This is a genomic window from Kitasatospora sp. NPDC034035 (genome assembly GCF_055575755.1).
In genome coordinates this window covers 80,179-102,950 of sequence record NZ_JBVISA010000009.1, presented here as the reverse complement: position 1 = coordinate 102,950, position 22,772 = coordinate 80,179, and the positions used below count along the sequence as shown (strand labels likewise).

At 74.7% G+C, this 22,772-nt stretch carries 21 protein-coding genes; 11 read left to right on the top strand and 10 right to left on the bottom strand.

Translation table 11 applies throughout. The features are described 5' to 3' along the window. Positions 1 to 39: 39 nt before the first annotated feature. Positions 40 to 1,260: an MFS transporter gene (locus ACZ52J_RS15155; protein ID WP_465618915.1), complete on the bottom strand. Its 1,221-nt coding sequence runs from the start codon at positions 1,258 to 1,260 to the stop codon at positions 40 to 42. Between the two features lie 103 nt (positions 1,261 to 1,363). Further along, the gene (locus ACZ52J_RS15150; RefSeq protein WP_360503011.1) at positions 1,364 to 1,549 is read right to left on the bottom strand and encodes a hypothetical protein; all 186 of its coding nucleotides are present in this window, start codon (positions 1,547 to 1,549) and stop codon (positions 1,364 to 1,366) included. Positions 1,550 to 1,906: 357 nt separating this feature from the next. Here ACZ52J_RS15150 and ACZ52J_RS15145 point away from each other — a divergent pair, with 357 nt between their 5' ends. The 3 genes from ACZ52J_RS15145 to ACZ52J_RS15135 are packed head-to-tail and all read left to right on the top strand — an operon-like array spanning position 1,907 to position 6,433. Further along, a complete protein-coding gene (locus ACZ52J_RS15145; protein WP_465618913.1) occupies positions 1,907 to 5,023 on the top strand; it encodes an adenylate/guanylate cyclase domain-containing protein in 3,117 nt (1,038 codons plus the stop codon). Then, positions 5,020 to 5,898, top strand: coding sequence for a S8 family peptidase (locus ACZ52J_RS15140; RefSeq protein WP_465618911.1), 879 nt, complete (start codon positions 5,020 to 5,022; stop codon positions 5,896 to 5,898). Before ACZ52J_RS15145 ends, ACZ52J_RS15140 begins: the two co-directional genes overlap by 4 nt. Next, positions 5,882 to 6,433, top strand: coding sequence for a GAF domain-containing protein (locus tag ACZ52J_RS15135; RefSeq protein ID WP_465618909.1), 552 nt, complete (start codon positions 5,882 to 5,884; stop codon positions 6,431 to 6,433). Before ACZ52J_RS15140 ends, ACZ52J_RS15135 begins: the two co-directional genes overlap by 17 nt. A gap of 14 nt (positions 6,434 to 6,447) precedes the next feature. On the opposite strand, the gene ACZ52J_RS15130 is transcribed toward ACZ52J_RS15135, so the two are convergent. The 7 genes from ACZ52J_RS15130 to ACZ52J_RS15100 all read right to left on the bottom strand — a co-directional run bounded on the left by ACZ52J_RS15130 (position 6,448) and on the right by ACZ52J_RS15100 (position 12,691). Then, on the bottom strand, positions 6,448 to 7,329 hold the full coding sequence (locus ACZ52J_RS15130) for a Vgb family protein (RefSeq protein ID WP_465618907.1): 882 nt from the start codon (positions 7,327 to 7,329) through the stop codon (positions 6,448 to 6,450). An 81-nt stretch (positions 7,330 to 7,410) separates the two neighbouring features. Continuing rightward, entirely contained in the window at positions 7,411 to 8,502 is a 1,092-nt protein-coding gene (locus ACZ52J_RS15125) for an AI-2E family transporter (protein WP_465618905.1), read from the bottom strand. A gap of 80 nt (positions 8,503 to 8,582) precedes the next feature. After that, complete coding sequence (locus ACZ52J_RS15120) at positions 8,583 to 9,680, bottom strand: winged helix DNA-binding domain-containing protein (protein WP_465618903.1); 1,098 nt, start codon at positions 9,678 to 9,680, stop codon at positions 8,583 to 8,585. Next, positions 9,677 to 10,387 carry a glycerophosphodiester phosphodiesterase gene (locus tag ACZ52J_RS15115; RefSeq protein ID WP_465618901.1) on the bottom strand — a complete coding sequence of 237 codons (711 nt, stop codon included), beginning with the start codon at positions 10,385 to 10,387 and terminating at the stop codon, positions 9,677 to 9,679. Before ACZ52J_RS15115 ends, ACZ52J_RS15120 begins: the two co-directional genes overlap by 4 nt. Beyond that, positions 10,384 to 10,857, bottom strand: coding sequence for a hypothetical protein (locus ACZ52J_RS15110; protein WP_465618899.1), 474 nt, complete (start codon positions 10,855 to 10,857; stop codon positions 10,384 to 10,386). The genes ACZ52J_RS15115 and ACZ52J_RS15110 overlap by 4 nt, the downstream gene beginning before the upstream one ends. A gap of 46 nt (positions 10,858 to 10,903) precedes the next feature. Continuing rightward, positions 10,904 to 11,320: a TOBE domain-containing protein gene (locus tag ACZ52J_RS15105; RefSeq protein WP_360502987.1), complete on the bottom strand. Its 417-nt coding sequence runs from the start codon at positions 11,318 to 11,320 to the stop codon at positions 10,904 to 10,906. Between the two features lie 126 nt (positions 11,321 to 11,446). After that, positions 11,447 to 12,691 carry an ROK family transcriptional regulator gene (locus tag ACZ52J_RS15100; RefSeq protein ID WP_465618896.1) on the bottom strand — a complete coding sequence of 415 codons (1,245 nt, stop codon included), beginning with the start codon at positions 12,689 to 12,691 and terminating at the stop codon, positions 11,447 to 11,449. A 153-nt stretch (positions 12,692 to 12,844) separates the two neighbouring features. Here ACZ52J_RS15100 and ACZ52J_RS15095 point away from each other — a divergent pair, with 153 nt between their 5' ends. From ACZ52J_RS15095 to ACZ52J_RS15060, 8 genes are all read left to right on the top strand, one after another. After that, the gene (locus ACZ52J_RS15095; RefSeq protein ID WP_465618894.1) at positions 12,845 to 14,083 is read left to right on the top strand and encodes an MFS transporter; all 1,239 of its coding nucleotides are present in this window, start codon (positions 12,845 to 12,847) and stop codon (positions 14,081 to 14,083) included. A 205-nt stretch (positions 14,084 to 14,288) separates the two neighbouring features. Then, positions 14,289 to 14,846 (top strand): RICIN domain-containing protein, encoded by a 558-nt coding sequence (locus ACZ52J_RS15090; protein WP_465618892.1) that lies wholly within the window; start codon positions 14,289 to 14,291, stop codon positions 14,844 to 14,846. Positions 14,847 to 15,047: 201 nt separating this feature from the next. Beyond that, complete coding sequence (locus tag ACZ52J_RS15085; protein ID WP_465618890.1) at positions 15,048 to 15,608, top strand: RICIN domain-containing protein; 561 nt, start codon at positions 15,048 to 15,050, stop codon at positions 15,606 to 15,608. Between the two features lie 26 nt (positions 15,609 to 15,634). Continuing rightward, positions 15,635 to 16,330, top strand: coding sequence for a TVP38/TMEM64 family protein (locus ACZ52J_RS15080; protein ID WP_465618888.1), 696 nt, complete (start codon positions 15,635 to 15,637; stop codon positions 16,328 to 16,330). A gap of 136 nt (positions 16,331 to 16,466) precedes the next feature. Next, positions 16,467 to 16,982: a DinB family protein gene (locus ACZ52J_RS15075; RefSeq protein WP_396287958.1), complete on the top strand. Its 516-nt coding sequence runs from the start codon at positions 16,467 to 16,469 to the stop codon at positions 16,980 to 16,982. A gap of 283 nt (positions 16,983 to 17,265) precedes the next feature. Then, on the top strand, positions 17,266 to 17,658 hold the full coding sequence (locus ACZ52J_RS15070; RefSeq protein ID WP_360502971.1) for a cell division protein SepF: 393 nt from the start codon (positions 17,266 to 17,268) through the stop codon (positions 17,656 to 17,658). A 154-nt stretch (positions 17,659 to 17,812) separates the two neighbouring features. Further along, positions 17,813 to 18,439: a TetR/AcrR family transcriptional regulator gene (locus ACZ52J_RS15065; RefSeq protein ID WP_465618885.1), complete on the top strand. Its 627-nt coding sequence runs from the start codon at positions 17,813 to 17,815 to the stop codon at positions 18,437 to 18,439. Next, positions 18,436 to 20,058: an MFS transporter gene (locus tag ACZ52J_RS15060; protein WP_465618883.1), complete on the top strand. Its 1,623-nt coding sequence runs from the start codon at positions 18,436 to 18,438 to the stop codon at positions 20,056 to 20,058. Before ACZ52J_RS15065 ends, ACZ52J_RS15060 begins: the two co-directional genes overlap by 4 nt. A 147-nt stretch (positions 20,059 to 20,205) precedes the next feature. Here the strand turns inward: ACZ52J_RS15060 and ACZ52J_RS15055 are convergent, their stop codons facing one another. Further along, positions 20,206 to 22,731 (bottom strand): SpoIIE family protein phosphatase, encoded by a 2,526-nt coding sequence (locus ACZ52J_RS15055; RefSeq protein ID WP_465618881.1) that lies wholly within the window; start codon positions 22,729 to 22,731, stop codon positions 20,206 to 20,208. Positions 22,732 to 22,772: the final 41 nt, after the last annotated feature.

Genomic DNA, 22,772 nt, shown 5'->3' with positions numbered 1-22,772 from the left:
CGGTTCCGGGCGGGCCTGGGGACGGGGTCCGGGGATGGGTCAGACGGCGGGGATCGGCACCGGCCCGCGCCGTACCGGCGGCGCCCAGGTGACCACGGCCGCGCAGACCGCGATGGCGATCGCCAGCAGGCCGAAAGTCCGGGTGCCGCCGAGGGAGCCGAGCAGGATGCCGCCCACCAGCGGGCCGAACGGCTGGATCAGGGTGGACAGGAAGCCGGCGGCGCTCTGCACCCGGCCGATGCGGTCCGGCGGCGCGGCGAGCAGCATGCCGGAGACGAAGCCGATGCTGGCGACGGTGGACAGGCACATGCAGGCCGCGCAGAGCAGCCCGATCAGCAGCGGCACCCTGGTCACGGTCAGCACCCCGGCCGTCAGCGCGGACGTCCAGCAGGCGAGCGCCACCAGGCTGCCGTCGCGCGCCCGGGCGCCGAGCCGGGGGGCGAGCAGCGCACCCGCCAGGGCCCCGGCGGCGGTGCAGGAGACGACCGTGCCGCCGCCGACCCCGGAGTGTCCGCCGTCGGAGGCGACGGCCAGGGTCGCGAACATCAGCGCACTGAACGCGAAGTTCATCCCCAGGCCGAAGATCAGCAGCAGGGTCCGCAGGTAGGGCTGCTGCCAGATGAAGGCCAGCCCGGCGGTCAACTCCTGCTTGCTGAACACCGATCCGCTCTTCTCGGCGGGCATCGAGCGGGTCCGCATCAGTGCCACGCAGATCGTGGACAGCAGCAGTCCGATGCCCTCGGCGAGGAACGGCAGCACCGGGTGCCAGGCGAACAGCGCGCCGCCGCCGAGCGGTCCGATCAGCCGGGCCGCGGCGCCGCGGGCCTGCATCCGCGAGGAGGCCTCCCGGGCCTGCTCGCGCGGCACCACGGCGCGCAGCAGGGCGCCGGCGGAGGGCCCGTAGACGCTGGAGATCAGTGCCCCGGCGGCGGCGACCGGCAGGACCAGCACCAGCGGGGCGTGCCCCCGCAGCACGGCGACGACCAGGGCGCTGACCGCGAGCAGGCTGCCGACGTCGCAGATCCGCATCAGCCGGCGCCGCTCGATCCGGTCGGCGAGCACACCGCCGGGCAGCATGGTGAGCAGCAGCGCGCCGACCGAGACGGTGCCGATGGCGCCCGCTCGGGCGGCCGATCCGGTCTCCCGCAGGACCAGCAACGGCAGGGCGATCGATGCGAGTTGGGAGCCGAGCGAGGCCAGCAGGCCGCCGACCCAGAGCAGCCGGAAGTCCCGGTTGCGGGCGAGCGGGGTGGGCTCCATGGCCGTCCTCCGGGGTGGGGGTGGTGGCAGATCGGGCCGGGGCGGCCCCGTGTCGACGGGACCGCCCCGGAAGCCTTGCGCTACGGCCGGCGACCGGTGCCGGTCAGGCAGAGGTCTCGGCGCCGCCGACGTAGCTGATCAGGCTGAAGCAGTTGCCGTCCGAGGACTCGGCGAGGACCTTCATCGACTGCAGGTCCAGGACGTTGGCGGCGTGCGCCTCGACCTCCGGGGTCTCCTCGCCGTTCTCGCCGATGTTCTGGTCGACGTTCTGGTCGATGTTCTCAGCCATGGTCGAACTCCCTTCCACAGGTAAGCCGTTACGGTGGCGACGGGCGGCTGCCCGCCGTGCCGACCACATGGTGGGCGGGGCCGGCTGCGCCCGGCTTCGGAGCCGGTTGGGCACCGGTATGCCCGCAGGTCTTGGATGCCACCGACGACGCCGCCCCACGCCACGGGGCCCGGCCCGACCCCGCCGAACCCCGCCCCGCCTGCGGCCATACCGGTCGCCAGGCGGTCCCGAACCGGGCCCGAAGCCGCCCCCGCAACCCTGACCCGGCACGCCCGAACGCCTCGCACGGCCGCGAACACCCGCATCGCCCGCGCCCCGTACGCCCCGCACAGCGGAGGACGACCGAAGGACGGCCCCATGCCCTGCCCACTCTGCGCCCAACTCGTCGCCACGAACGACCAGTTCTGCCCCTCCTGCGGCACACCGCGGGCCGCCGCCCTCGACCTGGTCGCCGAGGAGCGCAAGCTGGTCACGGTGGTCTTCTGCGACCTGGTCGACTCCACCGCCCTGTCCGGCGCGCTCGATCCGGAGACGCTGCGCGAGGTGATCCTGCGCTACTTCGAGCGGATGCACCGACAGATCGAGGCGCACGGCGGCACCCTGGAGAAGTTCATCGGCGACGCCGTGATGGCCGTCTTCGGCGTCCCGGTGATCCGCGAGGACGACGCCCACCGGGCGCTGGCCGCCGCGCTCGCCATGCTGGAGGACCTGGAGGATCTCAACACCGAGCTGGACGCCACCCTCGGGGTCCGGCTGGACGTCCGGATCGGCGTCAACACCGGTCAGGTGGTGGCGGGTTCGGACGCCTCGGCGCGTCAGGCGCTGATCTCCGGCGAGACCGTGAACATCGCCGCCCGGCTGCAGACCCAGGCCTCCCCCGGCCAGGTGCTGATCGGCCCGCAGACGCTGCGCGCGGCCGGCCCGGCCGCCCAGGTGGACGAGGTCGGCCCGCTGCGGCTCAAGGGCAAGGCCGAGCCGGTCACCGCCTACCGGCTGGTCGGCCTGGACGAGGACGACCCGGAGCTGCTGCGCCGTTTCGACGTCCCGCTGGTCGGCCGGGAGCGTGAACTGGCCGAGCTGGACGCCGCATTGGCCCGGGTGGCGGGTGGCTCGGGTGCCGAGCTGCTGCTGGTGGCGGGCGAGGCCGGGATCGGCAAGACCCGTCTGGTGCGCGAGTGGCGCGAGCGGGTGGGCCGGCGTACCGCGCGCTGCGGCACCGCCCGCTGCCGCAGTTTCGGCGAGCAGGGCGTACTGGCGCCGCTCGCCGAGGCCGTCCGCACCCTGCTGGACGAGCCGGAGGGCGCCGCTCCGGCCGAGGCGCTGGCCCGGCTGGACGAGGCGACCGCGCCGGGTGTCGGCGCCCGGCAGTCGCTGGAGCTGCTGGCCGCGATCCTGCGCGGACGCACCGTGGAGCGCCCCGCCGTCCTCGTCCTGGACGACTGCCAGTGGGCCGGTCCGGCGCTGCTGGACGCCGCCGAGCGGCTGACCGCCGCGCTCGGTTCGGCCCCCGTGCTGCTGCTGTGCCTGGCCCGCCCCGAGCTCCCGGCCGTCCGGCCGGAGGTGCCGACGCTGCCGGTCGGCGGCCTGTCCTGGGACGAATCCGCGCTGCTGGCAGCGCAGTTGACCGAGCTGAGTGCCCACCAGGAGGCGGTGCCCACCCGGCTACTGGAGCGCGCCGAGGGCAACCCGCTGCACCTGGAGGAGCTGCTGGCCGCCCTCACCGAGGCCGAGGGGCCCACCCTGGTCGACGAACTCCCGCCCGCCGGAAGGGCGTTGCTCAGTGCCCAGATCGACGGGCTGGAGCGCGACGAGCGTGCCACGCTGGACCTCGCCGCCGTGCTCGGCCGCGCCTTCACCGCCGCCGAGCTGGCCGAACTCGCCCACGGCGGCACCGACCAGGACGCTTTCGCCGACCCCGAGGACGATGTCTTCACCGGCCCGATCGACGGCCTGCCGGTCGGCCCGCCGGCCGACGGCGACGACACCCCACCCCGGCTGCACGCCGCGCTGGCCCGGCTGGCCGAGCGCCGCCTGGTCGAACCGACCGGCACCGGCTACCGGTTCAGCAGCGGCCTGGTCCAGGAGTCGGTCTACCAGTCGATGTCCAAGCGGGCCCGCGCCGAGCGCCACGAGCGCGCCGCCGACCTGCCGGCCGTCCGCTCCGCCGGGGACGCCGCCGTCGGCGGCCACCTGGAACGCGCCCACCGCTACCGGCTGGAACTCGGCCTGCTGGACGCCCGCACCGACACCCTGCGCACCCGCGCGGCCGCCGCCCTCGGCGCCGCCGGGGCGGGCGCCCTGGCCCGCGCCGACCTGCCCGCCGCCACCGACCTGCTGGAGCGGGCCGTCCGGCTGCACTACCCGAACGAGCGCGCCGCCGGCCCCGTCCTGCGCCGCCTCGGCGAGGCCCGCCTCGCACTCGGTCGCGCCGACGAGGCGCTGCCCGTCCTCGCCCAGGTGCGCGACGCGGCCGCCGACCCGCTGGACGCCGCGCACGCCCGGCTCGCCCTGGCCGCCCGGGGCCTGCCGCCCGGCCAGGACCAGCCCGCCGCCACCGCCCGCGCCGTGCTGCCGCTGTTCAGCGACACCGGGGATGACCTCGGCCAGGCCCGCGCCCGGCTGCGGCTGGCCGAGGAGCACCTGCTGGCGGGCCGGCACACCGAGGCCGGGCAGCTGCTGGACCAGGCACTCGACCAGGTCTCCCGCACCGACGCCGAGCTGGACCGGGCCGCCGTGCTGGCCGCGCTGGCCGCCGCGCTGCTGACCGGCCCCGAGCCCGTCCCGAACGCCACCTTCCGGCTGCGGGCCCTGCTCGCCGAGCACGGCACCGGCCGACGAACCGTCCGGGTCGCGCTGAACGGCCCGCTGGCCGTCCTGCTGGCCCTGCGCGACCGCCCCGCGGAGGCCGAGCTGCTGCTCGCCGAGGCCAACGGCCTGGCCGGGGAGCTGTCGCTGGCCGAGGCGATGGTCGCGCTGCCCGCGCTGACCGCCCAGGCCGCGGCCGCCACCGGCCAGTCCGGCCAGGCCCTGGACCTGCTGGCCGACGCCGCCGAGATCGCCCGCCGTCAGGGCACCGCCGCCCCGCTGCCGCGCCTCGCCCTCGCCACCGCCCGGGTCCTGCTGGACATCGACCGCCCGGCCCAGGCCGCCCGCCACCTGGACGGCGCGGACGCCACCGCCGCACTGGCGCCGGTGCTCGCCATCGAGCTGGACGCGCTGCGCGGCCGGCTCGCCGCCACCCGGGGCGAGGCCCAGCCGGCGCTGGACCTCACCGCGGCCGCCCTGCGCGCCGCCGAGGCCACCGAGTCGCTGCTGCTCCAGGCGCTCACCGCGCTCGACCGCGCGCACGCCCTGCTGCTGCTCGGCCGCTCCGCCGAGGCCGCCGCGGCCGCCGCCACCGCCCGGGACCGGTTCGCCGCCAAGGGCCACCTGCCCGGCGTACGGCGGGCCGAGCGGCTCGGGGGCACCCGGTGAACGGCCCGGCCGGCCTCACCTGGAGCCTGCGCGACCGCGCCCCCGCCGACCTGCCGGTGCTCGCCGACCGCCTCACCGACGACACCGACGACACCATCGGCAGTGACGGCGGCAACGGCGGCAACTCCACCGGCAAGGGCGTGCGGGTCTGTGTGGTCGACTCCGGCGTCGAGCCGGACCACCCGCTGGTCGGCCCGCTGCAGGGCTCCTGGGCAGTCGTCAAGGACCCGGTCACCCGGGAGCTGACCGTCCGCCCGGACACCGCCGGCGACACCTGCGGCCACGGCACCGCCTGCGCCGGCATCATCCGCCGCACCGCCCCGGACTGCGAGCTGTACAGCGTCCGGGTGCTCGGCGAGCGCTTCACCGGCACCGGCGACATGCTGATCGCCGGACTGCGCTGGGCCGTCCGGCAGGGCTTCGACGTCGTCAACCTCAGCCTCTCCACCACCCGGACCCGCTTCCTGGAGGAGCTGCACGCGATCGCCGACGACGCCTTCTTCGCCCGCACCGCGATCGTCGCCTCCGCCCACAACACCCCGGTGGAGAGCTACCCCTGGCGGTTCTCCTCGGTCATCTCGGTGGGCAGCCACCAGGAGGACGACCCGGCCCTGCACCTGTACAACCCGGCGCCGCCGGTCGAGTTCTTCGCCCCCGGCCAGAACGTCCGGGTGCCCTGGCTCGGCGGCGCCACCATCCGCACCACCGGCAACAGCTTCGCCACGCCGTACGTGGCCGGGCTCTGCGCCCGCATCCTGTCCCGGCGGCCGAGGCTGACCACCTTCCAGCTGAAGAGCGCGCTCTACCTCACCGCGGCCAACGTCCAGGTCCCGACCACCCCCACCCCGGAGGCGCCCGATGACCCTCAGCACTGACCCCGCCGTCGATCCGCTGGCCCGCGAGCTGCTGCAGTCGGTGGTGGACGTCGCCCGGGCGATCTTCGGCGCCCAGGCGGGCTCGGTCTGCCTGCTCGACGAGACGGCCGGGGAGCTGGTGTTCCAGGCCGTCTCGGGGCGCGGCGAGGAGTCCCTGGTCGGCCGCCGTTTCCCGGCCGGCCGGGGCATCGCCGGCTGGGTCGCCGCCTCCGGCGAGCCGATGGTGGTCGACGACCTGGGCGCGAACCGCACCTTCGACCGGGACTTCGCCCAGTCCACCGCGTACGTCCCGAATGCCCTGATGGCCGCGCCGCTCACCCACGGCAACCGGGTGCTCGGCGTCCTGGAGGTCCTGGACCCGGCCCCGCAGGCCCGCGCGAGCCTGCCCGAACTGGACCTGCTGGCCATGTTCGCCCGCCAGGCCGCCGCCGCCCTCCGGGTGATCGCCGACCGCGCCCCCGCCCCGCAGCCGGTCCCCGACCGCGCCGCCGCCCTCGGCCTCCTCGCCGACCTGGAGGAACTGCTGCGCCGCTGAGGCGGGTGCGGGCCTCAGCCCCGGGCCGGGGCCAGGCGGAGGATCTCGCCGCGCTCCAGCGCCGCGTACACCGTGCCGTCCGGGGCGACGGCGATGCCGTGTGGCTCGGCGCCCTCGCCCGGGATCGGGTGGCCGTCCAGCCGCCCGTCCGGGGTGAGCACCCCGATCCGTCCCGCGCCCCACTCGGTGAACCAGAGCCGGCCGTCCGGCCCCGCCGCGATGGCGTGCGGCTTGGCGGCCCGGTCGGCCAGCGGGTACTCCGTCACCTCGCCGTCCACGGTGATCCGCCCGACCAGCCCGCCGCCGATGCCGACGTACCAGAGCGCGCCGTCCGCCCCGGCGGTGATCCCGACCGGTGCGGTGCCCCCGGTGGGCAGCCGGTGGACGGTCACCTGCCCGTCCGTACCGACCCTCGCCACCGCGTCCGCCTGGTTGAGCGTGCACCACAGGGCGCCGTCCGGCCCGGCCGTGATCAGCGACGGAAACGCCCCGGCGACCGGCAGCGGGTACTCCGTCACCTCCCCGTCCGGCGTGCTCCGCCCGATCCGGTTCGCGTGCATCTCGGTGAACCACACCGCCCCGTCCGGCCCGGCGGCGATCCCGTACGGTCCGGCGTTCTCGCCCGGCAGCGCGAACGAGCCCGCCGTCCCGTCCCCGTCGATCCGCCCGATCCGGTGGTCCCGCATCCGGCTGAACCACATCGCCCCGTCGGGGCCGGCCGTGATCACCGCCGGCCCGCACCCGGGCGCCCCGAGCCCGTACCGCCGGACCGCCCCGTCCGCCGCCAACCGCCCGATCTCCCCGGCATGCACCAGCGTGAACCAGACGCTCCCGTCCGCCCCCACGGCCACCCCGTACGGCCCGGCCCCCGCTTCGGCCACCTCGAACAGTTCCATCCGCACCCCTCCCGGCACTATCGCGACTGCCGTCGCATTAGTGATGTTCACACAGGGACCGCAGGCCTGGCAACCGGCTTCTCACCCCCCGCCGCCCGCCCGCCCCGGGACGCCGCGCAGGACCGAGATGACACCCGTCGCCGCCGCGCAGACCGGGACGGCGAGCAGGGCGCCGATGATGCCCGCGATGCCGGAGCCGGCCACCACGGCGACCATGATGGTGGCCGGGTGCAGCTCGACGGTCCGGCTCTGGATGACGGGCTGGAGGATGTTGCCCTCGATCATCTGCACGGCGAGCACCACGCCGAGGGCCCACAGGGCCGTGCCGAGGCCCCCGTCGGCGAGGGCGACCAGGACGGCGACCGTGCCGGACAGGAAGGCGCCGACGAAGGGGATGTAGGCCCCCATGAAGACCAGCGCGCCGAGGCCGGGGGCGCCGGGCACGCCGAGGGCGACCAGGCCGATGGTGATGAAGCCCGCGTCGATCAGGGCGATCAGGGTGGTGCCACGCATGAAGCCGGCCATCGCGTCGAAGGCCCGCTCTGCGCAGGCGACCACGGTCTCGGCGCCGGGTCCGGGCAGGTAGGAGCGGATGGCGTCGGCGGTGCGGTGGCCGTCGCGGAGGAAGAAGAAGACCAGGGCGAGCGCCAGCACCCCGCCGGTGATCAGTTGGGTGAGCAGGCCGAGCCCGGAGAGCACACCGTTCGTCAGCGTCGAGACCAGCGAGTTGGTCTCGCCCTTGGCGTTGTTCAGGGCGTGCTGGATCTTCTCCCCGAACGGGCCGAGCCACTCGGCCAGCCGGTGCCCGGCCTGCGGCAGCGAGGTGGCGATCTGCGGGGCACTGTGCACCAGGGAGTTGACCAGCAGCGCGAGGACCCCGCCGACCGCCACGACCAGCACCATGCAGGTCAGCCCGGCGGCGAGGCCCCGACTCACGCCCCGCCCGACCAGCCAGGGCACCACCGGGTAAAGCAGTGAGGCTCCGAGCAGCGCCAGGACGAACGGCACGGTGGCGGCCCGCAGTTCGACCAGCGCGAAGACCACCAGCGAGGCGACCGCGATGAGCAGGATCACCGCCATCGCCCAGGCCGCCGCCTGTCGCAGCGCGGGCGGCAGCATCAGGTAGGGCCTGCGGTGGTCGGGCTGCCTGCCGGGCGGGCGCTCCACGGACACGGCCACCTCCGCCGGGGATCGTCGTTGGGTCCGAACCGACCCAGCTCAGCAGAGAATGTGACGATCTGCCCGTTGTATCGCTATTCGGGGTCCTCGATCAGAACCGCACCGCCCGCGCCCGCGAAGGCCAGCACCCGCTCCGCCTCGGCCTGCGCCGCCTGCCGGTCGGCCCGCCGCAGCGCCACGAACGGCTGCACGACGACCTCCTGCTCACCCGTCAGCCGCCAGGACCCGGCGACCATCCCGTCCACCAGCAGCGTCCCGAGCACGATCCCGTTCTGCGTCATGACCCGCCCCCGGTACTCCTCGGGCAGCACCCGGGTGCGGTCCGCGTGCGACAGCAGCAGATTGTCGAACGGCGCGACCAGCCGCACCGGCGCCGGGGTGTCCGCGTCCGGCCGGGGCGCCTCCGGCAGGTCGTACAGCAGCCGGCCCTGCTCGTCGCGGAAGGTCACCAGCCGCGGCGCGAGCCGTGCCAGCACCGGGGAGAGTCCGGTGCGGCCCGACCACTTCTTCAGGTCGGCCGCGGTGGCCGGGCCGAACGCGGCGAGGTAGCGCAGGACGAGGTCGTCGAGCACGGGCGCCGGGTCGAGCGGGCGGCCGAGCCAGGCTTCGGCGGTGGTGTGCGCGGCCGGGCCGCCGCGCCCCCACAGGCCGCGCGGCGGCACCTGGACGAGCGGCAGCAGGCAGCGGGCCGCCTGGGCGAGCACGGCCGGGTCGCGGTCCGGGCGGGTGGCGGCGAGTAGCGCGCCCAGCTGTTGGAAGGTGCGCGGCTGCTCCTCGACCAGCTCCCGGGCCTCGGCGGCGAGCGCGTCCGGGTCGAGCCCGGCGAGCCCCTTGCCGAAGGTGGTGCGCAGCCCCTGGTCCAGGACGGGCTGGAGCAGCGGGCGCAGCGTCAGGCAGTCGTCGGCGGTGACCAGGTGGATGGTGCCGCGCTGGAGGGCGATCCGGACCACCGACCGCTGTTCGATCAGCGTGCTCAGCGGCTCGGGTGTGAAGCCGTCGAGTCGGGCGAGCAGCCCGAGGTAGGGCGGCTGGGGTGCGGCCTGGGCCTGGAGGCCGGCGAGGTGGTGGACCATCGCGGCGGGTTCCAGGTCGGTGCGGGCGAGCAGGTGCTGACGGGCCAGCAGGGCGCGGCCCAGCTCCCGGGTGCCGAGCACCTGCCCGGGTTCGGTCACCGGCGGCCGTCCAGCACCGAGCGCAGTACGCCGATCCGGTTGGTGGTGATGGAGGCCACCCCGGTGTCCCGCAGTCGGCGCATGGTGCGGCGCAGGTCGGCGGTCCAGGTGGAGACGGCGAGTCCGGCGTCGGTCGCGGCGGCGGCGAACTCGGGGGTGACGAGGCCGAACGGCGGGTTGAGGTAGCGCGGGCGCAGGTCGTCCAGCAGGGTGCGGACGGGCATCCGCGGCTGTTTCCAGGTGAGCGCGATCTCGGCGTCGGGGGTCAGTTCGCGCACCGCGAGCATGGCGGTGACCGGGCCGCAGAAGGCGACCTGCCGTTCGGCGCCGAGTCCGGTGACCACGGACCAGGTGGCGGCGGCCGGCCCGGGGTCGTCCAGGTCGATCAGCAGTCGGCGGCCCTCGGTGGCGGTCACCGCCTTGATCGCCTCGGCGAGCGTGGGGATGGCGAGCCGGCCGTGCCGCAGCTCGTCCAGCTGCTCGGTGGTGACCCGGTCGATCGACCGCGGGTCGTTCCAGAGCCGTTCCAGGGTGCGGTCGTGCAGGAGGACGGGCACCCTGTCGCGGGTGAGCCGGATGTCCACCTCGACGGCGTCGGCGCCGGCGGCCAGCGCGGATTCGATCGAGGGCAGGGTGTTCTCGCGGTGGCGGTACGGGTCGCCGCGGTGGGCGACGGCCAGTACCCGGGGGCTGCGGTCGGTGGTCATCGGATCCTCTCCGCGAGCCAGGGGGTGAGGTTGTGGACGCCGACGTCCTCGCGGTGACTCGGCTCCCCGGGGACAGTGACGATCAGCGTGGTGGACGGCGGGAAGGCGCGCGCCCTGACGTGCACGAGGTCGGTCCAGACCGCGTCCAGGAAGCCCGGGACGCGGTCGCGCTCGACGTCGAAGGCGATGCCCTCGACGGTCACCGTGACCTCGTCGTGGGTGAACAGCCGGACGGCGACACGGGGGCGGCCGTCGAACTCCAGCAGCGCCTCGTGCGGAATCCCGTCGAACTCGCCGCCCGAGCCGCCGGAGCTGCCCGAGCCGACTGGCCCGGGCGGCCCGACCAGGCCGGCGAAGGTCTGGTCGCGGCCGATGTCGTGCCGGGCGCGGACGGTCCGGCCGTGCCGGTCCGCCACGGTCTGGATCGCGAGCACGGCGCTCTGGGTGGTCGGCAGGTGCGGGGGTGGCATCCGGGCCTCTCGGTCGGTTCGACGTCCGGGACTCGTCGGTGGGGCGTCAGCGCCGCTCGATCATCACATTGGTGGACTTGATGACCGCCGTGGCGGGTGCGCCGGGCACCAGGTTCAGCTCCTCCGCCGACTCCCGGCTGATCAGCGACACCACCCGGAACGGCCCGGCCTGGATCTCCACCTGCGCGGCCACGTCGCCGAGCACCACGTGGGTGACGATCCCCGGGAAGCGGTTGCGGGCCGAGGACGGGCGGCCCTCGGCCTCGGCGTTCTCCGGCCGGGCCAGCTCGCGGGCGAAGGCGGCGAGCTCGGCGCCGGGGATGATCCGGTGCCCGTGCTCGTCGCGCGCGGCGGCAAGCCGCCCGGCGTCCACCCAGCGCCGCATGGTGTCGGCGCTGACGCCGAGCAGCGCCGCCGCCTCGCCGATGCGGTACGGGTTCGCCGGCACCTCGGGCTGGCCCATGAGCGACTCCTGACGGTGGTTCGAGGAACAAGGGTCGTGGCGGAACGCGCCCCCGTCCGCCATCCTGCCGTACCGGGTACGGCAACGGGCAAGTCAGGGGCTGCTACCGCTCGAAACCAGGGGCCGCTACGGCTCGCCGAAGAGGTCCCGCCGCACCGCGTCCCCGGCGGTCAGCACCGCACCGGCGAGCACCGCGCCGCCACCCGCCGTACCGGCCCGCACCTCGGTACTCAGCGGGGAGAGCCGGGCCAGCCGCCGCTCGACCCGGCCGGCCAGCTCGGCGCCGCCGGCCCGGCCGATCTCCCCGCCGAGCACCACGCAGCCGGGGTCGAGCACGACGCACACGCTCGCCGCGCCGAGGGCGATCCGCGCGGCCAGCTCGTCCAGGAAGCGCCCGCCCGCCTCGCCCGCCTGGCCCGTGCCCGCCGTCGGCGCCGCCACCTCTGTCACCGCCGCCACGGCCGCCACCGCTGCCACCGCCGCGCGGACGACGGCCTCGGCGGCGGAGGCGTCCCCGGCCGGGTCGGCGGGCAGCCCGTGGGCGCGGGCCAGGTCGCAGATCGCCGCGCTGCCGACCAGGCCGTGGAAGCCGCCTTCGCAGCTGTCGGCGCTGGGCGGCCCGGCGGTCCCGGGGACGGGCAGGAAGCAGATCTCGCCGGTGCCGCCGGAGAAGCCGCGGCGCAGCCGCCCGTCCAGGATGACGGCGGCGCCGACGCTGTGGCCGAGCCACATCAGCACGAAGGTGTCGCGGTCGCGCGCGGCACCGACCCGGTACTCGGCCCGCCCGGCGAGGTTGACCTCGTTCTCCAGGATCACCTCGGTGCCGGGCAACTCCTCCAGTGCGGCGAGGAGTTCGGCGTGCCAGGTGGGGAGTTTGCCGGTGCTCTGCAGCCGCCCGGTGGCGGGGTCGACCAGTCCGGGGGCGCCGACCGCGACGGTGTGCAGCCGCTCGACGCCGGCGCCGCGCGCGGTCTCCAGCAGGGTGGCGGTGATCGCCGCGGCGGTGTCGGGCCCGCCGTCGCCGTCGACCGGGATCTCGGCGGTGGCGAGGACGTGCCCGGCGAGGTCGGCGACGACCAGGCTGACACCGCCGGAGCGGACGTCGAAGGCGGCGATGTGCGCCCGGGAGGCGACCAGTGCGTAGACCCGGGCGTTGGGGCCGCGCCGCTGTTCGCCGCGTTCGCCGACGACCGCCACCAGGCCGGTGCGCTGGAGGCGTTCGAGCAGGTCGGCGACGGTCGGCCGGGAGAGGCCGGTGAGGTCGCGCAGCTCGGTCGCGGTCAGGGGGCCCTGCTCGAGCAGGAGGTTGAGTGCCAGCCGGTCGTTGATCGCCCGGGCAGTGCTCGGCGTGGCCGTACGCGCGGTGGTCATGGCCGCTCATCCTTCCAGAGTGTTTCTATCAGGGTCCCTTCCTGATAGTTTATCGAATCGTCGACCGGCCGGCTGTACCTGCGTTTGACTGTCAGCAAGGCCACCCACAGGGCACTGTCGCGCCCCGCACCGCGCGACCGGGAGGGAACGCCGATGAACCGCACCACCGCACCCCCGCCGGACCCACGGCCGGAACCGCTGGCCGCCCCGCGCCGGGCGCGGGCGAGCATCGCCCTGGTCTTCGGCGTGCACGGCGCCGTCAGCGGCAGCTTCGTCACCCGCATCCCGTGGATCCAGGACCGCCTCGACCTGTCCACCGGACAGCTCGGCCTGGCCCTGGTCATGCCCGCCATCGGCTCCTCCCTCGCCATGCCGCTGGCCGGCCGCTTCGTCCACCGCTACGGCGGCCGGGCGGCGGTGCGCGGCCTGATCGCGCTCTGGTGCCTGGCCCTCGCCCTGCCCGCGCTCGCCCCCTCGCTGCCGGTGCTGTGCGTGGCACTGCTGGCGTACGGGGCCACGGCCGGCATGGCGGACGTCGCGATGAACGCGCAGGGCGTGGAGATCGAGGAGCGGCTCGGCCGCTCGATCATGTCCGGACTGCACGGGATGTGGAGCGCCGGCGGCCTGCTGGCCTCCGGCTTCGGCATCCTCGCCGCCCACCTCGACCTCGACGCCCGGCTGCAGCTGGCCGTCACCGCACTGGTCCTGCTCGCCCTCGCCCAGCCGGTCTGCCGCCGCCTGCCCGACCTGCGGGCGCACGAGGGCGCGGAGGAGCCGCCGAGGTTCGCGCTGCCACCGCGCAGCTCGCTGGTGATCGGGCTGGTCGGCTTCTGCGCGGTCTTCGCCGAGGGCGCCTCGATGGACTGGAGCGGCGTCTACCTGCGGGACGTCACCGGCGCCTCGGCCACTGTCGCCGCCGCCTCGTACACCGCCTTCTCGCTCACCATGGCGGTCAGCCGCCTCGCCGGGGACGCCGCGATCCGCCGCCTCGGCGCCGTCCGCGCCACCCGGATCGGCGGCGCCGTCGCCACCGTCGGCGGCCTGCTGGTGGTCGCCGCCGACAGCCCAGTGCTGGCCATCCCCGGCTTCGCCCTCATCGGCATCGGCATCGCCGTCATCGTCCCGCTCGCCTTCGCCGCCGCCGGCCGGATCGGCACCAACGCCAGCCAGGCCATCGCGGGCGTCGCCACCGTCACCTACACCTCCGGCCTGATCGCCCCCGCCGTCATCGGCACCCTCGCCGAGGCCACCTCGCTGACCGTCTCCTTCGGACTGGTCACTGCCCTCGTCTTCGCCCTGCTGCTGAGCGCCGGGGCGCTGCGCCAGGCCGAACGGCATTCCACCGGCAGAACCGCGACCGCCGTGGAATCGGACATGACGGCGAGTTCCTGAAGGAGTTCCCCGCCCGCACCGCCGACCCCCGGCCGACTGCCCGCACGACTTTCTCCGCCATCCGGGTGCTCCGCACAACCTCCTCGAACTCTCGGCGGTCGAACAGGCCGCCGCGGCCCGGGACTCCCGGCAACGCCTGCCGGGTTTCCTCGCCGGGTCGCGCCGGACCGCACCACCGCCGAACCGCACCACCGGAGGTCGACCGATGTTGTGCCGCACGCGGCTCGTCGCCGCAAGTACCGTCCTCGCCACCGCCGCCGTGGCCTTCACCGCCCCGGCGGCGCCCGCAGCGCCCGCCGCCGCCACCACCGCCACCACCGACTTCGGCCCTGCCGAGATCCGCACCGGCATGTACGCCGGGACGAACGACCTCTGCCTGGAGGTCGCCGACTGGCGCACCGACGACGGCGCCCCGGTCCGGATCTGGACCTGCACCGGCGGCGACAACCAGAAGTGGACCCAGACCGCCAACGGCTGGATCAACCTGCACAGCGGCAAGTGCCTGGAGATCCCCGGCTACAGCACCGCCTGGGGCACCCAGGCCGACCAGTGGACCTGCAACGGCGGCTCCAACCAGCAGTGGAGCGACCCGCCCGCCAGCCACCCCGGCACCCCGCGCCGCATCGTGAACGCCCACAGCGGCCTCGTCCTCGACGTCGCCGGCGGCGCACTGACCGACGGCACCCCGGTGATCCAGTGGGAGTACCTCGCCGGCGCCAACCAGTTCTGGCACTACAACCCCGAGAAGGACCCGTACAGCTGATCCCCCGGCCGGCCGGCGGCCACCGGAGAGCAGCACCACTCGCCCGCCCGTCGTCAGCCTGCCATCGGACACATCCGATGGCAGGCATCCATGGCCACCTCCCAGGCGAACCCGTGACCACGGTTCGCGTCCGGAACCGGTACGTCACCGAATAGGGTTTCGACGCACGTCGTCCCATGACCACGCTCCCAGGGGGAATCCATGACCACGTCGTCACGTGTCCGGCACCGCAGACCCGTCCCGCCCGCCGCAGCCCGCCGCGTGCTCGTTGCCGCCGCCGTCGGGCTCGCCACCGCCGCCGCGACCGTACTCGCCGCCCCGTCGGCCTCGGCGAGCCAGGCCGGGCAGTACCGGATCAGCAACGTCGCCACGGGCAAGTGTCTGGAGGTGGCCGACTGGCGCACCGACGACGGTGCCCCGGTCCGCCAGTGGACCTGCACCGGCGGGGCCAATCAGCAGTGGACGAGCGGACCGGGCTCAACGATCATCAACGTCCACAGCGGCAAGTGCCTGGAGGTCCCCGGGTACAGCACCACCGTGGGCACCCCGATCGACCAGTGGAGCTGTAACGGGGGGTCCAACCAGGGCTGGCGCGACGAGACCCTGGGCACCGGCTTCCCCCACGACTACCCGAACGTGAACAGCGGCCTCTGGCTCGACCTGTACGGCGGGAGTCCGGCGGACGGGACGCCGGTGATCCAGTGGCCGGGCAATAACAGGCCCAACCAGGCCTGGTTCACCAACGGCCCGGTGGCCCGGTAGCCCGCGGCCCCGGTTAGGCTCGGCCGGTGTCCGAGCCCGATGTCATTCCCGCACCCCCCGCCGCGCCGCGTTCGTCCCGGTGGCGGTTGGCGCTGCTGATCGTGCTGCTCGGCGCGGCGGCCGGGTCGCTCCTGCTGTGGAACCCGACGGAGCTGCTGTCCGGGGGGCTGGCGGACCGGATGCCCGGGTACTGGTTCGGGCCGCTGTTCGCCCTGGTGTACGCCGTGGGGACGCTCGCCTTCGTGCCCCGGCCGGCGCTCAACGCGGCGGCCGGGCTGCTCCTCGGCATCCAACAGGGCGTCGCGCTGGCGGTGCTCGGCACCACGCTGGGCGCCGCCCTGGCCTTCGGGCTCGGCCGGAGCCTCGGCCGGGACGCGCTGCGCCCGTACCTGCGCGGGAAGGTACTCGGCGCCCTGGACCGGCGGTTCACCGAGCAGGGGTTCCGCAGCGTGCTGGTGCTGCGGCTGCTGCCCGGCATGCCGTTCCAGGCGGTCAACTACGGCGCCGCCTTCTCCGGGACCCGCGCCCTGCCGTTCGTCCTCGCGACCGCGATCGGCGCGGTGCCGACCACGGCGGTGTACGTGACGGCGGCGGCCAGCTCGGGCAAGCCCGGGTCGGCGGCGTTCCTGCTGTCGGCGGGCCTGATCGCGCTGCTGGGGCTGGGCAGCGTGGCGGGGCTCTGGCGGGCGGCGAGGGCACGGCGCCGGGCGGCGGCCGCCTGAGCGGTCGGCCCGGATGTCGGCCCGCCAGTCGGCCCGGAAGACCTCCCCGGCCGACCTCCCGGTAGACCACCCGACCCGACGTCCGGCCGAACAAATCGTTCGCGCCCCTGCGGCCGCCGGCGCCAGGATGGCCCGCATGACCGGAATGAACCCGCGGGTGGACCCGCCGATGGCCGCCGACGAGGCCGCCACCCTCACCGCCTTCCTCGACTACCACCGCAGCACCCTCGCGCTCAAGTGCGAGGGGCTGAGCGACGACCAGCTGCGCCTGCGCTCCGTCCCGCCGTCCGGCCTCTCGCTGCTCGGCCTGGTCCGGCACATGGCCGAGGTCGAGCGGTACTGGTTCCAGGGGATCCTGCGCGGCGAGGAGGTCGCCACCGGCCACTACTGGACCAAGGCCGACCCGGACGGCGACTTCGACAACGTCGACACCGCCGACGTCGCGGCCGACTTCGCCACCTGGCGCGCCGAGATCGAGGCCGCCCGCCGGGCGGCCGCCGGCCTGCCGCTCGACACGGTCGGCAAGCGGCCGCGCCGCGGCGAGGAAGTGACGCTCCGCTGGATCCTCGCCCACATGGTCGAGGAGTACGCGCGACACAACGGCCACGCCGATCTTCTGCGCGAATCGGTGGACGGCGCGACCGGCGAGTGACCGGCCGCGCGAAATCGTTTCCGCATTGTTGACAGAAGGTCAATTACGCGGCGACCGCTACCGATATGGTCTACGCGCGCAACCGTACGGCGCTACGCCGCGTCTGCTCTCTTTGCCCGGGTCCGCCCGGGTTTCCGGCGCGGCACGACTCGTACGGGGGTCGCGAGCGGGCACGGGACCGGTGAACAGTGCGATACTCGGACAGTTCCGACGAGTGGATGACGTGTCAAAAAGCGACACGCGCCCCCGGGGGACCAGACGGGACGAGGCAGGGAGGCGCGGCATGGGAGCACTTCGCGACGAGCACCACAACGGGTGGCTGATGCCCTCGGGGAACTACCCGGCCGCGGTGTACGACGACGAGTGGGTGGATCAGGAGACGGTACCGGCCGTCGCCGCGCCCGCGAAGATCGTCTCCCTGCGGCCGACGGGCTTCGAAGCGGCCCGCACGGTCGGTGAGCACATCCGGGCGAGCATCCCGGTGGTCATGGACCTCACCGAGATGGAGGAGGCCGAAGCGAAGCGCATGGTCGACTTCGCCTCCGGGCTGATCTTCGGCACCCAGGGCGGCATCGAGCGGATCGCCCGCCGGGTCTTCCTGCTGACCCCGGCCGAGGTCGAGGTCATGGTGATCGACCGCCCGCTCGACGAGACCGGCTTCTACAACCAGAGCTGAGCCGCGGCGCCCATGGCGCAGCGGCACCCCTGACCGGGGACGGCACCCGCCGTCTCCGGTTTTTGCTGTCCGGACACGCTTCAGCCCGTGGATCATTTGAGACTGGAACTTCAATTCTGAGACATCCGTGTCTCATGTGAACTAGACTCCCCTCATGGCCACCGACCGCGACACCGTCCTCGAAGCCGCCGTCGGCGTGCTCTCGCGCCGCCCGACCGCCCACCTGGACGAGATCGCACGGGCCGCCGGCATCAGCCGCGCCACGCTGCACCGGCTCTTCCCGGGGCGCGAGGCGCTGATCCGCGAGGTCGGCCTGCTCGGCCTGCGCCGGTTCGCCGGCGCACTGGACACCGCCGGGGTCGAGGAGGGCGACGCCGAGGCCGCACTGCGCCGCCTGGTGGACGCCTCGGTCCCGGACGCCATGCTCTGCGCCTTCCTGACCGGCGAGAACCAGCTCTACGAGAACGACGAGATCAACGACCTCTGGGAGCTCCAGATCGCCCGGCTGCACGCGCTCTTCCTGCGCGGCCAGCAGCAGGGCGTGTTCCGCATCGAGCTGAGCGCCGCCTGGCTGAGCGAGGCCTTCTTCGACCTGGTCGCCGGCGTCGGCTGGTCGATCCAGGACGGCCGGCTCGCCCCGCGCGACGCCGCCTTCTCGCTCACCGAGCTCTTCCTGGGCGGGGCGCTGCGCAGACCGGACGCCGCCGCCCACGAGTCCACCACCCACAGCACCTCGGACCGCAGCACCTCTGACTGCAGACCGGACACCGATAAACCATGAGTACCCCGACCGCCCGCCAGCGCTGGACCGGCCTCGCCGTCCTCGTCCTGGCCGTCACCGTGGTCGCGCTGGACGCGACCGTCCTCTCCCTCGCCATCCCGTCGATCAGCGAGACGCTGCGCCCCAGCGGCACCCAGCTGCTCTGGATCGGCGACTCCTACTCCTTCGTCCTGGCCGGTCTGCTGGTCAGCATGGGCGCGCTGAGCGACCGGATCGGCCGCAAGCGGCTGCTGCTGGCCGGTGCCTCCGCCTTCGGTGCGGCCTCGCTGCTGGCCGCCTACGCGCCGAGCCCGGGCTGGCTGATCCTGGCCCGCGGGCTGCTGGGTGTCGCCGGGGCGACCATCATGCCGTCCACCCTGTCGCTGATCCGCAGCCTCTTCCCGGACGACCGGGAGCGGGCCACCGCGATCGGCATCTGGGGCGCGGCCGCCACGGCCGGTGCCGCGCTCGGGCCGGTGGTCGGCGGGGTGCTGCTGGAGCACTTCTGGTGGGGTTCGGTGTTCCTGCTGAACATCCCGGTGCTGCTCCTGTTGCTGGGCTTCGGCGTCTGGCTGCTGCCGGAGTCCAAGGACCCGAAGCCGGGCCGCTGGGACGTGCTGAGCGTCGTCCTGTCGATGGCCGGGGTGATCGGCGTGGTGTACGCGGTCAAGGAGGCGGCCGCGCACGGCGTGGTCCGCTGGGACGTGCCGGTCTCGTTCGTTGTGGGTGCCGCGGCGCTGACCGTCTTCGTCCGTCGCCAGCTGCGGCTGGAGACCCCGCTGCTCGACGTCCGGCTGTTCCGCGACCGGCGGTTCACGGCGGCCGTCTCGGCCTCGCTGATCTCCCTGGTCGGGCTCTCCGGTGTGATCTTCGTGGTCTCGCAGTACCTGCAGCTGGTCCGCGGCTACCACCCGCTCCAGGCGGGCCTGGCCGAGCTGCCGGCCTTCGCGGGCTCGGTGGTCGGCGGTCTGCTGACCGTCCGGGTGGCCCGGCGTTTCGGCGCCCGGAAGGCGCTGACGGCCTGTCTGCTGGCGATGGGTCTGGGCGTCGGCGTGCTCGGCTGGCTGGAGCAGGACACCACCTACCTGCTGCTGGCCGTGTCCTTCCTGCTGGTCGGAACGGCCGAGGGCGTGGTCTACACGCTCGGCGCCGACCTGGTGCTGAGCGCCGCGCGCGCCGACAAGGCCGGGGCCGCCTCGGCGGTCTCGGAGACGGCGTACGAGCTGGGCACCGCGCTCGGCATCGCACTGGTCGGCTCGGTGGTCGGCTCGATCTACGCGAGCGGGCTGGCCGTCCCGGCCGGGACGGACCCGGCGGTCGCCGCCCGGGCCGGCGAGTCGCTGGGCTCGGCGGTCGAGTCGGCGCAGGGGCTGCCGCCGGAGGTGGCGCAGCCGCTGCTGGCGAGCGCGAAGCAGGTCTTCGTCGGCGGCATGAACAGCGCCGGACTGCTGGCCGCCGCGCTGCTGGTCGGCGCGGCCGTGATGGCCTGGCGCCTGCTGCGCGGGCTCTCCGAGCCGGCCGGCGCTGCGGCAGCGACCGACGGGGCACCCGCCGAGGCGCCGGTCGGGGCACCCGCCGAGGCACCGGTCGGGGCGCCGGTCGACGCGCCCGCCGAGACCTCGGAGAAGGTCCACGCGTGACCCGCTCCCCCGTACCTCCTCGCCGTCCCGACGGGGGTACGGGGAACGGGCCTTCTCCGATGGCTTCCCTGTCGCTCCGCCGTCGCTCCCCTGCGGAAACGGCCGTTCTCCTCACGGGAACGGCCGTTCCTGCGTGGTCGGGCGCCGCTACTTCGCCCCGAAGGGCAGCTCCAGCTCGGCCCAGACGACCTTGCCGTCCCGGGTGAGCCGGCTGCCCCAGCGCTGGGCCAGCTCGCTGACCAGGAACATCCCGCGCCCGCCCTCGTCCTGCTCGGCGAAGGGGCGCAGCTGCGGGGTCTGGCCGCCGGCGTCGGCAACCTCGACGGTGAGCACCCGGTCGCGGAACAGCCGCAGCCGGCGCGGGGCGTCGGCGTGCAGCAGGGCGTTCGTCACCAGCTCGCTGACCAGGAGTTCGGCGTAGTCGGTGAGCGCGGTCAGGCCCCAGGTCTCCAGGGTGGCACGGGTGAAGCGGCGGGCCCGGCCGGGCAGTCGGCCGCCGCCGCTGAGCGGGAGGGTGGCGATCCGGTCGGCGGGCAGCGGCAGCACCCGCGCCATGATCATCGCGATGTCGTCCTCGGTGCCGTCGGTGACCAGGGCGCTGAGGACGGCGTCGCAGTTCTCCTCCAGGGTCCGGCCGGGCCCGGAGAGCGTGCGGGCGAGCAGGTCGATCCCGGTGTCCAGGTCCTGGCCGCGCCGTTCGACCAGGCCGTCGGTGTAGAGCGCGACCATGCCGCCCTCGGGGATGGTGAACTCGATCGACTCGAAGGCCACCCCGCCGACGCCCAGCGGCACGCCGGGCGGCACCTCGACCATCTCGGCGGTGCCGTCGGGGGCGACCCGGACCGGCGGCAGGTGCCCGGCCGAGGCGACCTGGACGGTGCGCTCCAGCGGGTCGTAGACCGCGCAGATGCAGGTGGCGAACTGGCCCTCGCCGATTCCTGAGGCGGTCTCGTCCAGCCGGGTGAGGACCTGCTCGGGCGGCATGTCGAGGGTGGCGAGGGTCCGGGCGACGGTGCGCAGCTGGCCCATCGTGGCGGCGGCCCGGATGCCGTGGCCCATCACGTCGCCGACCACCAGGGCGACCCGTCCGCAGGACAGCGGCACCACGTCGAACCAGTCGCCGCCGACCTCGCTGACCACGCTGCTGGGCAGGTAGCGGTAGGCGATCTCCAGGCCGAGGGTGCGGTGCACCTCCTGCGGCAGCAGGCTGCGCTGCAGGGTGAGGGCGGTCTCCCGCTCGCGGCGGTAGAGCCGGGCGTTGTCGAGTGCCAGCGCGGTGCGGGCGACCAGTTCCTCGGCGAGGGCGACGTCGGCGGCGGTGAACGGCTCGGGGTTGCGCATCCGGATGAACTCGGAGCCGCCGAGCACCATGCCCCGGGCGGTGATCGGCACCATCAGGTACGAGTGGATGCCCGCCGCCATCCCGGGGGCCACCCGGTCCTCGCTGGAGACCAGTCCGCGCAGCACCTCCTCGTCCACGTGGGCCCGCAGCAGCGGCTTTCCGCTGCGCAGGCACTGGGTGTAGCTGCGGTCGGGGGCGTACTCGGAGGTCTCGCCGACGACGTCGACGGCGCTCGCGAGCCCGGTCTCGTAGGACTCCCCGACGGCGACGGCGCGCAGGGTGGCGGTCCGGTCGGCGGGGATCGGGGTGGGCTCGGCGCCGCGCAGGACCGGCTCCAGCAGGTCGACGGTGGCGAAGTCGGCGAACCGGGGGACGACGGCCTCGATCAGTTCCTCGGCGGTGCGCTGGAGGTCGAGGGTGGTGCCGATCCGGGCGGTGGCCTCGGCGATGGTGGCGAGCCGTTCCTGGGCCCGGGCGGCGCGGGCCTCGGCCTGGAAGCGTTCGGTGACGTCGATGATCGAGGAGCAGACGCCGAAGACCCGGCCGGTGGGGTCCTCGAGGCGGAAGTAGGAGGCGGACCAGGCGCGGTCCCGCTTGGGGTCGCCGGGGACGCGGCCGTGCGAGCGGGCGTCCACCACGGGCTTGCCGGTCTTCAGCACCTGCCGCATGGTCTGCTCGATCTCGGCGCCGTTGATGCCGGGGAGCACCGCGGATATCCGGCGGCCGAGGTGGGCGGCGACCGGCACGCCGTTCATCCGGGCGAGCGCCTCGTTGAGCCGGACGTAGCGCAGGTCGGTGTCGTAGACGGCCATGCCTATCGGGGAGCGGCCGAAGATGCCGTCCAGTACCGCCAGGTCGGCCTCGACGGCGTGCAGGGCACGGCTGTCGGAGGCGGTGGCGAGGAGCAGCAGGGTGCCGGCCGGTCCGGCGACGGGGTAGGTGCGGAACTCCAGGTCGACGGTGTGGCCGTCGCGGTGGCGGACCGGGAAGACGCCGGACCAGCCGACGCCGCCCATGATCCGTTCGAAGAGGGCCAGTACCTCGGCGCGGTTGCCGCCGTCGGTGAGCAGCTGGGCGGCGTAGCTGCCGACGGCTTCCTCGGTGGTGTAGCCGAGCAGGGCTTCGGCGTCCTCGCTCCAGTGCAGGATCAGGCCGTCGTCCTGGAGCAGGGCCGTCGCGAGCGGGACGAGCCGATGGCCCTCGGGGCGCGCGCCTTCGAGGTGTGCGCCCTTGGGACGTGCGCCCTTGGGACGTGCGCCCTCGGGACGTGGCTGAGTGCCACCCGGTGCCGGGTCGGCGGCGTCGGTCGCGCCCCACTCGTGTCCGTGCATGATCAGGCAGCACCCCGGTTCGGCTCGTGCCCGGCCGGGTG

What these genes read in the sequence shown, in the direction of transcription:
- ACZ52J_RS15150 (WP_360503011.1), bottom strand. Translation starts at nt 1,549, where the DNA reads ATGGCTGAGAACATCGACCAGAACGTCGACCAGAACATCGGCGAGAAC.
- ACZ52J_RS15090 (WP_465618892.1), top strand. Translation starts at nt 14,289, where the DNA reads ATGTTGTGCCGCACGCGGCTCGTCGCCGCAAGTACCGTCCTCGCCACC.
- ACZ52J_RS15070 (WP_360502971.1), top strand. Translation starts at nt 17,266, where the DNA reads ATGGGAGCACTTCGCGACGAGCACCACAACGGGTGGCTGATGCCCTCG.
- ACZ52J_RS15055 (WP_465618881.1), bottom strand. Translation starts at nt 22,731, where the DNA reads ATGCACGGACACGAGTGGGGCGCGACCGACGCCGCCGACCCGGCACCG.
- ACZ52J_RS15135 (WP_465618909.1), top strand. Translation starts at nt 5,882, where the DNA reads ATGACCCTCAGCACTGACCCCGCCGTCGATCCGCTGGCCCGCGAGCTG.
- ACZ52J_RS15075 (WP_396287958.1), top strand. Translation starts at nt 16,467, where the DNA reads ATGACCGGAATGAACCCGCGGGTGGACCCGCCGATGGCCGCCGACGAG.
- ACZ52J_RS15085 (WP_465618890.1), top strand. Translation starts at nt 15,048, where the DNA reads ATGACCACGTCGTCACGTGTCCGGCACCGCAGACCCGTCCCGCCCGCC.
- ACZ52J_RS15130 (WP_465618907.1), bottom strand. Translation starts at nt 7,329, where the DNA reads ATGGAACTGTTCGAGGTGGCCGAAGCGGGGGCCGGGCCGTACGGGGTG.
- ACZ52J_RS15155 (WP_465618915.1), bottom strand. Translation starts at nt 1,260, where the DNA reads ATGGAGCCCACCCCGCTCGCCCGCAACCGGGACTTCCGGCTGCTCTGG.
- ACZ52J_RS15115 (WP_465618901.1), bottom strand. Translation starts at nt 10,387, where the DNA reads ATGACCACCGACCGCAGCCCCCGGGTACTGGCCGTCGCCCACCGCGGC.
- ACZ52J_RS15100 (WP_465618896.1), bottom strand. Translation starts at nt 12,691, where the DNA reads ATGACCACCGCGCGTACGGCCACGCCGAGCACTGCCCGGGCGATCAAC.
- ACZ52J_RS15065 (WP_465618885.1), top strand. Translation starts at nt 17,813, where the DNA reads ATGGCCACCGACCGCGACACCGTCCTCGAAGCCGCCGTCGGCGTGCTC.
- ACZ52J_RS15105 (WP_360502987.1), bottom strand. Translation starts at nt 11,320, where the DNA reads ATGGGCCAGCCCGAGGTGCCGGCGAACCCGTACCGCATCGGCGAGGCG.
- ACZ52J_RS15110 (WP_465618899.1), bottom strand. Translation starts at nt 10,857, where the DNA reads ATGCCACCCCCGCACCTGCCGACCACCCAGAGCGCCGTGCTCGCGATC.
- ACZ52J_RS15145 (WP_465618913.1), top strand. Translation starts at nt 1,907, where the DNA reads ATGCCCTGCCCACTCTGCGCCCAACTCGTCGCCACGAACGACCAGTTC.
- ACZ52J_RS15060 (WP_465618883.1), top strand. Translation starts at nt 18,436, where the DNA reads ATGAGTACCCCGACCGCCCGCCAGCGCTGGACCGGCCTCGCCGTCCTC.
- ACZ52J_RS15095 (WP_465618894.1), top strand. Translation starts at nt 12,845, where the DNA reads ATGAACCGCACCACCGCACCCCCGCCGGACCCACGGCCGGAACCGCTG.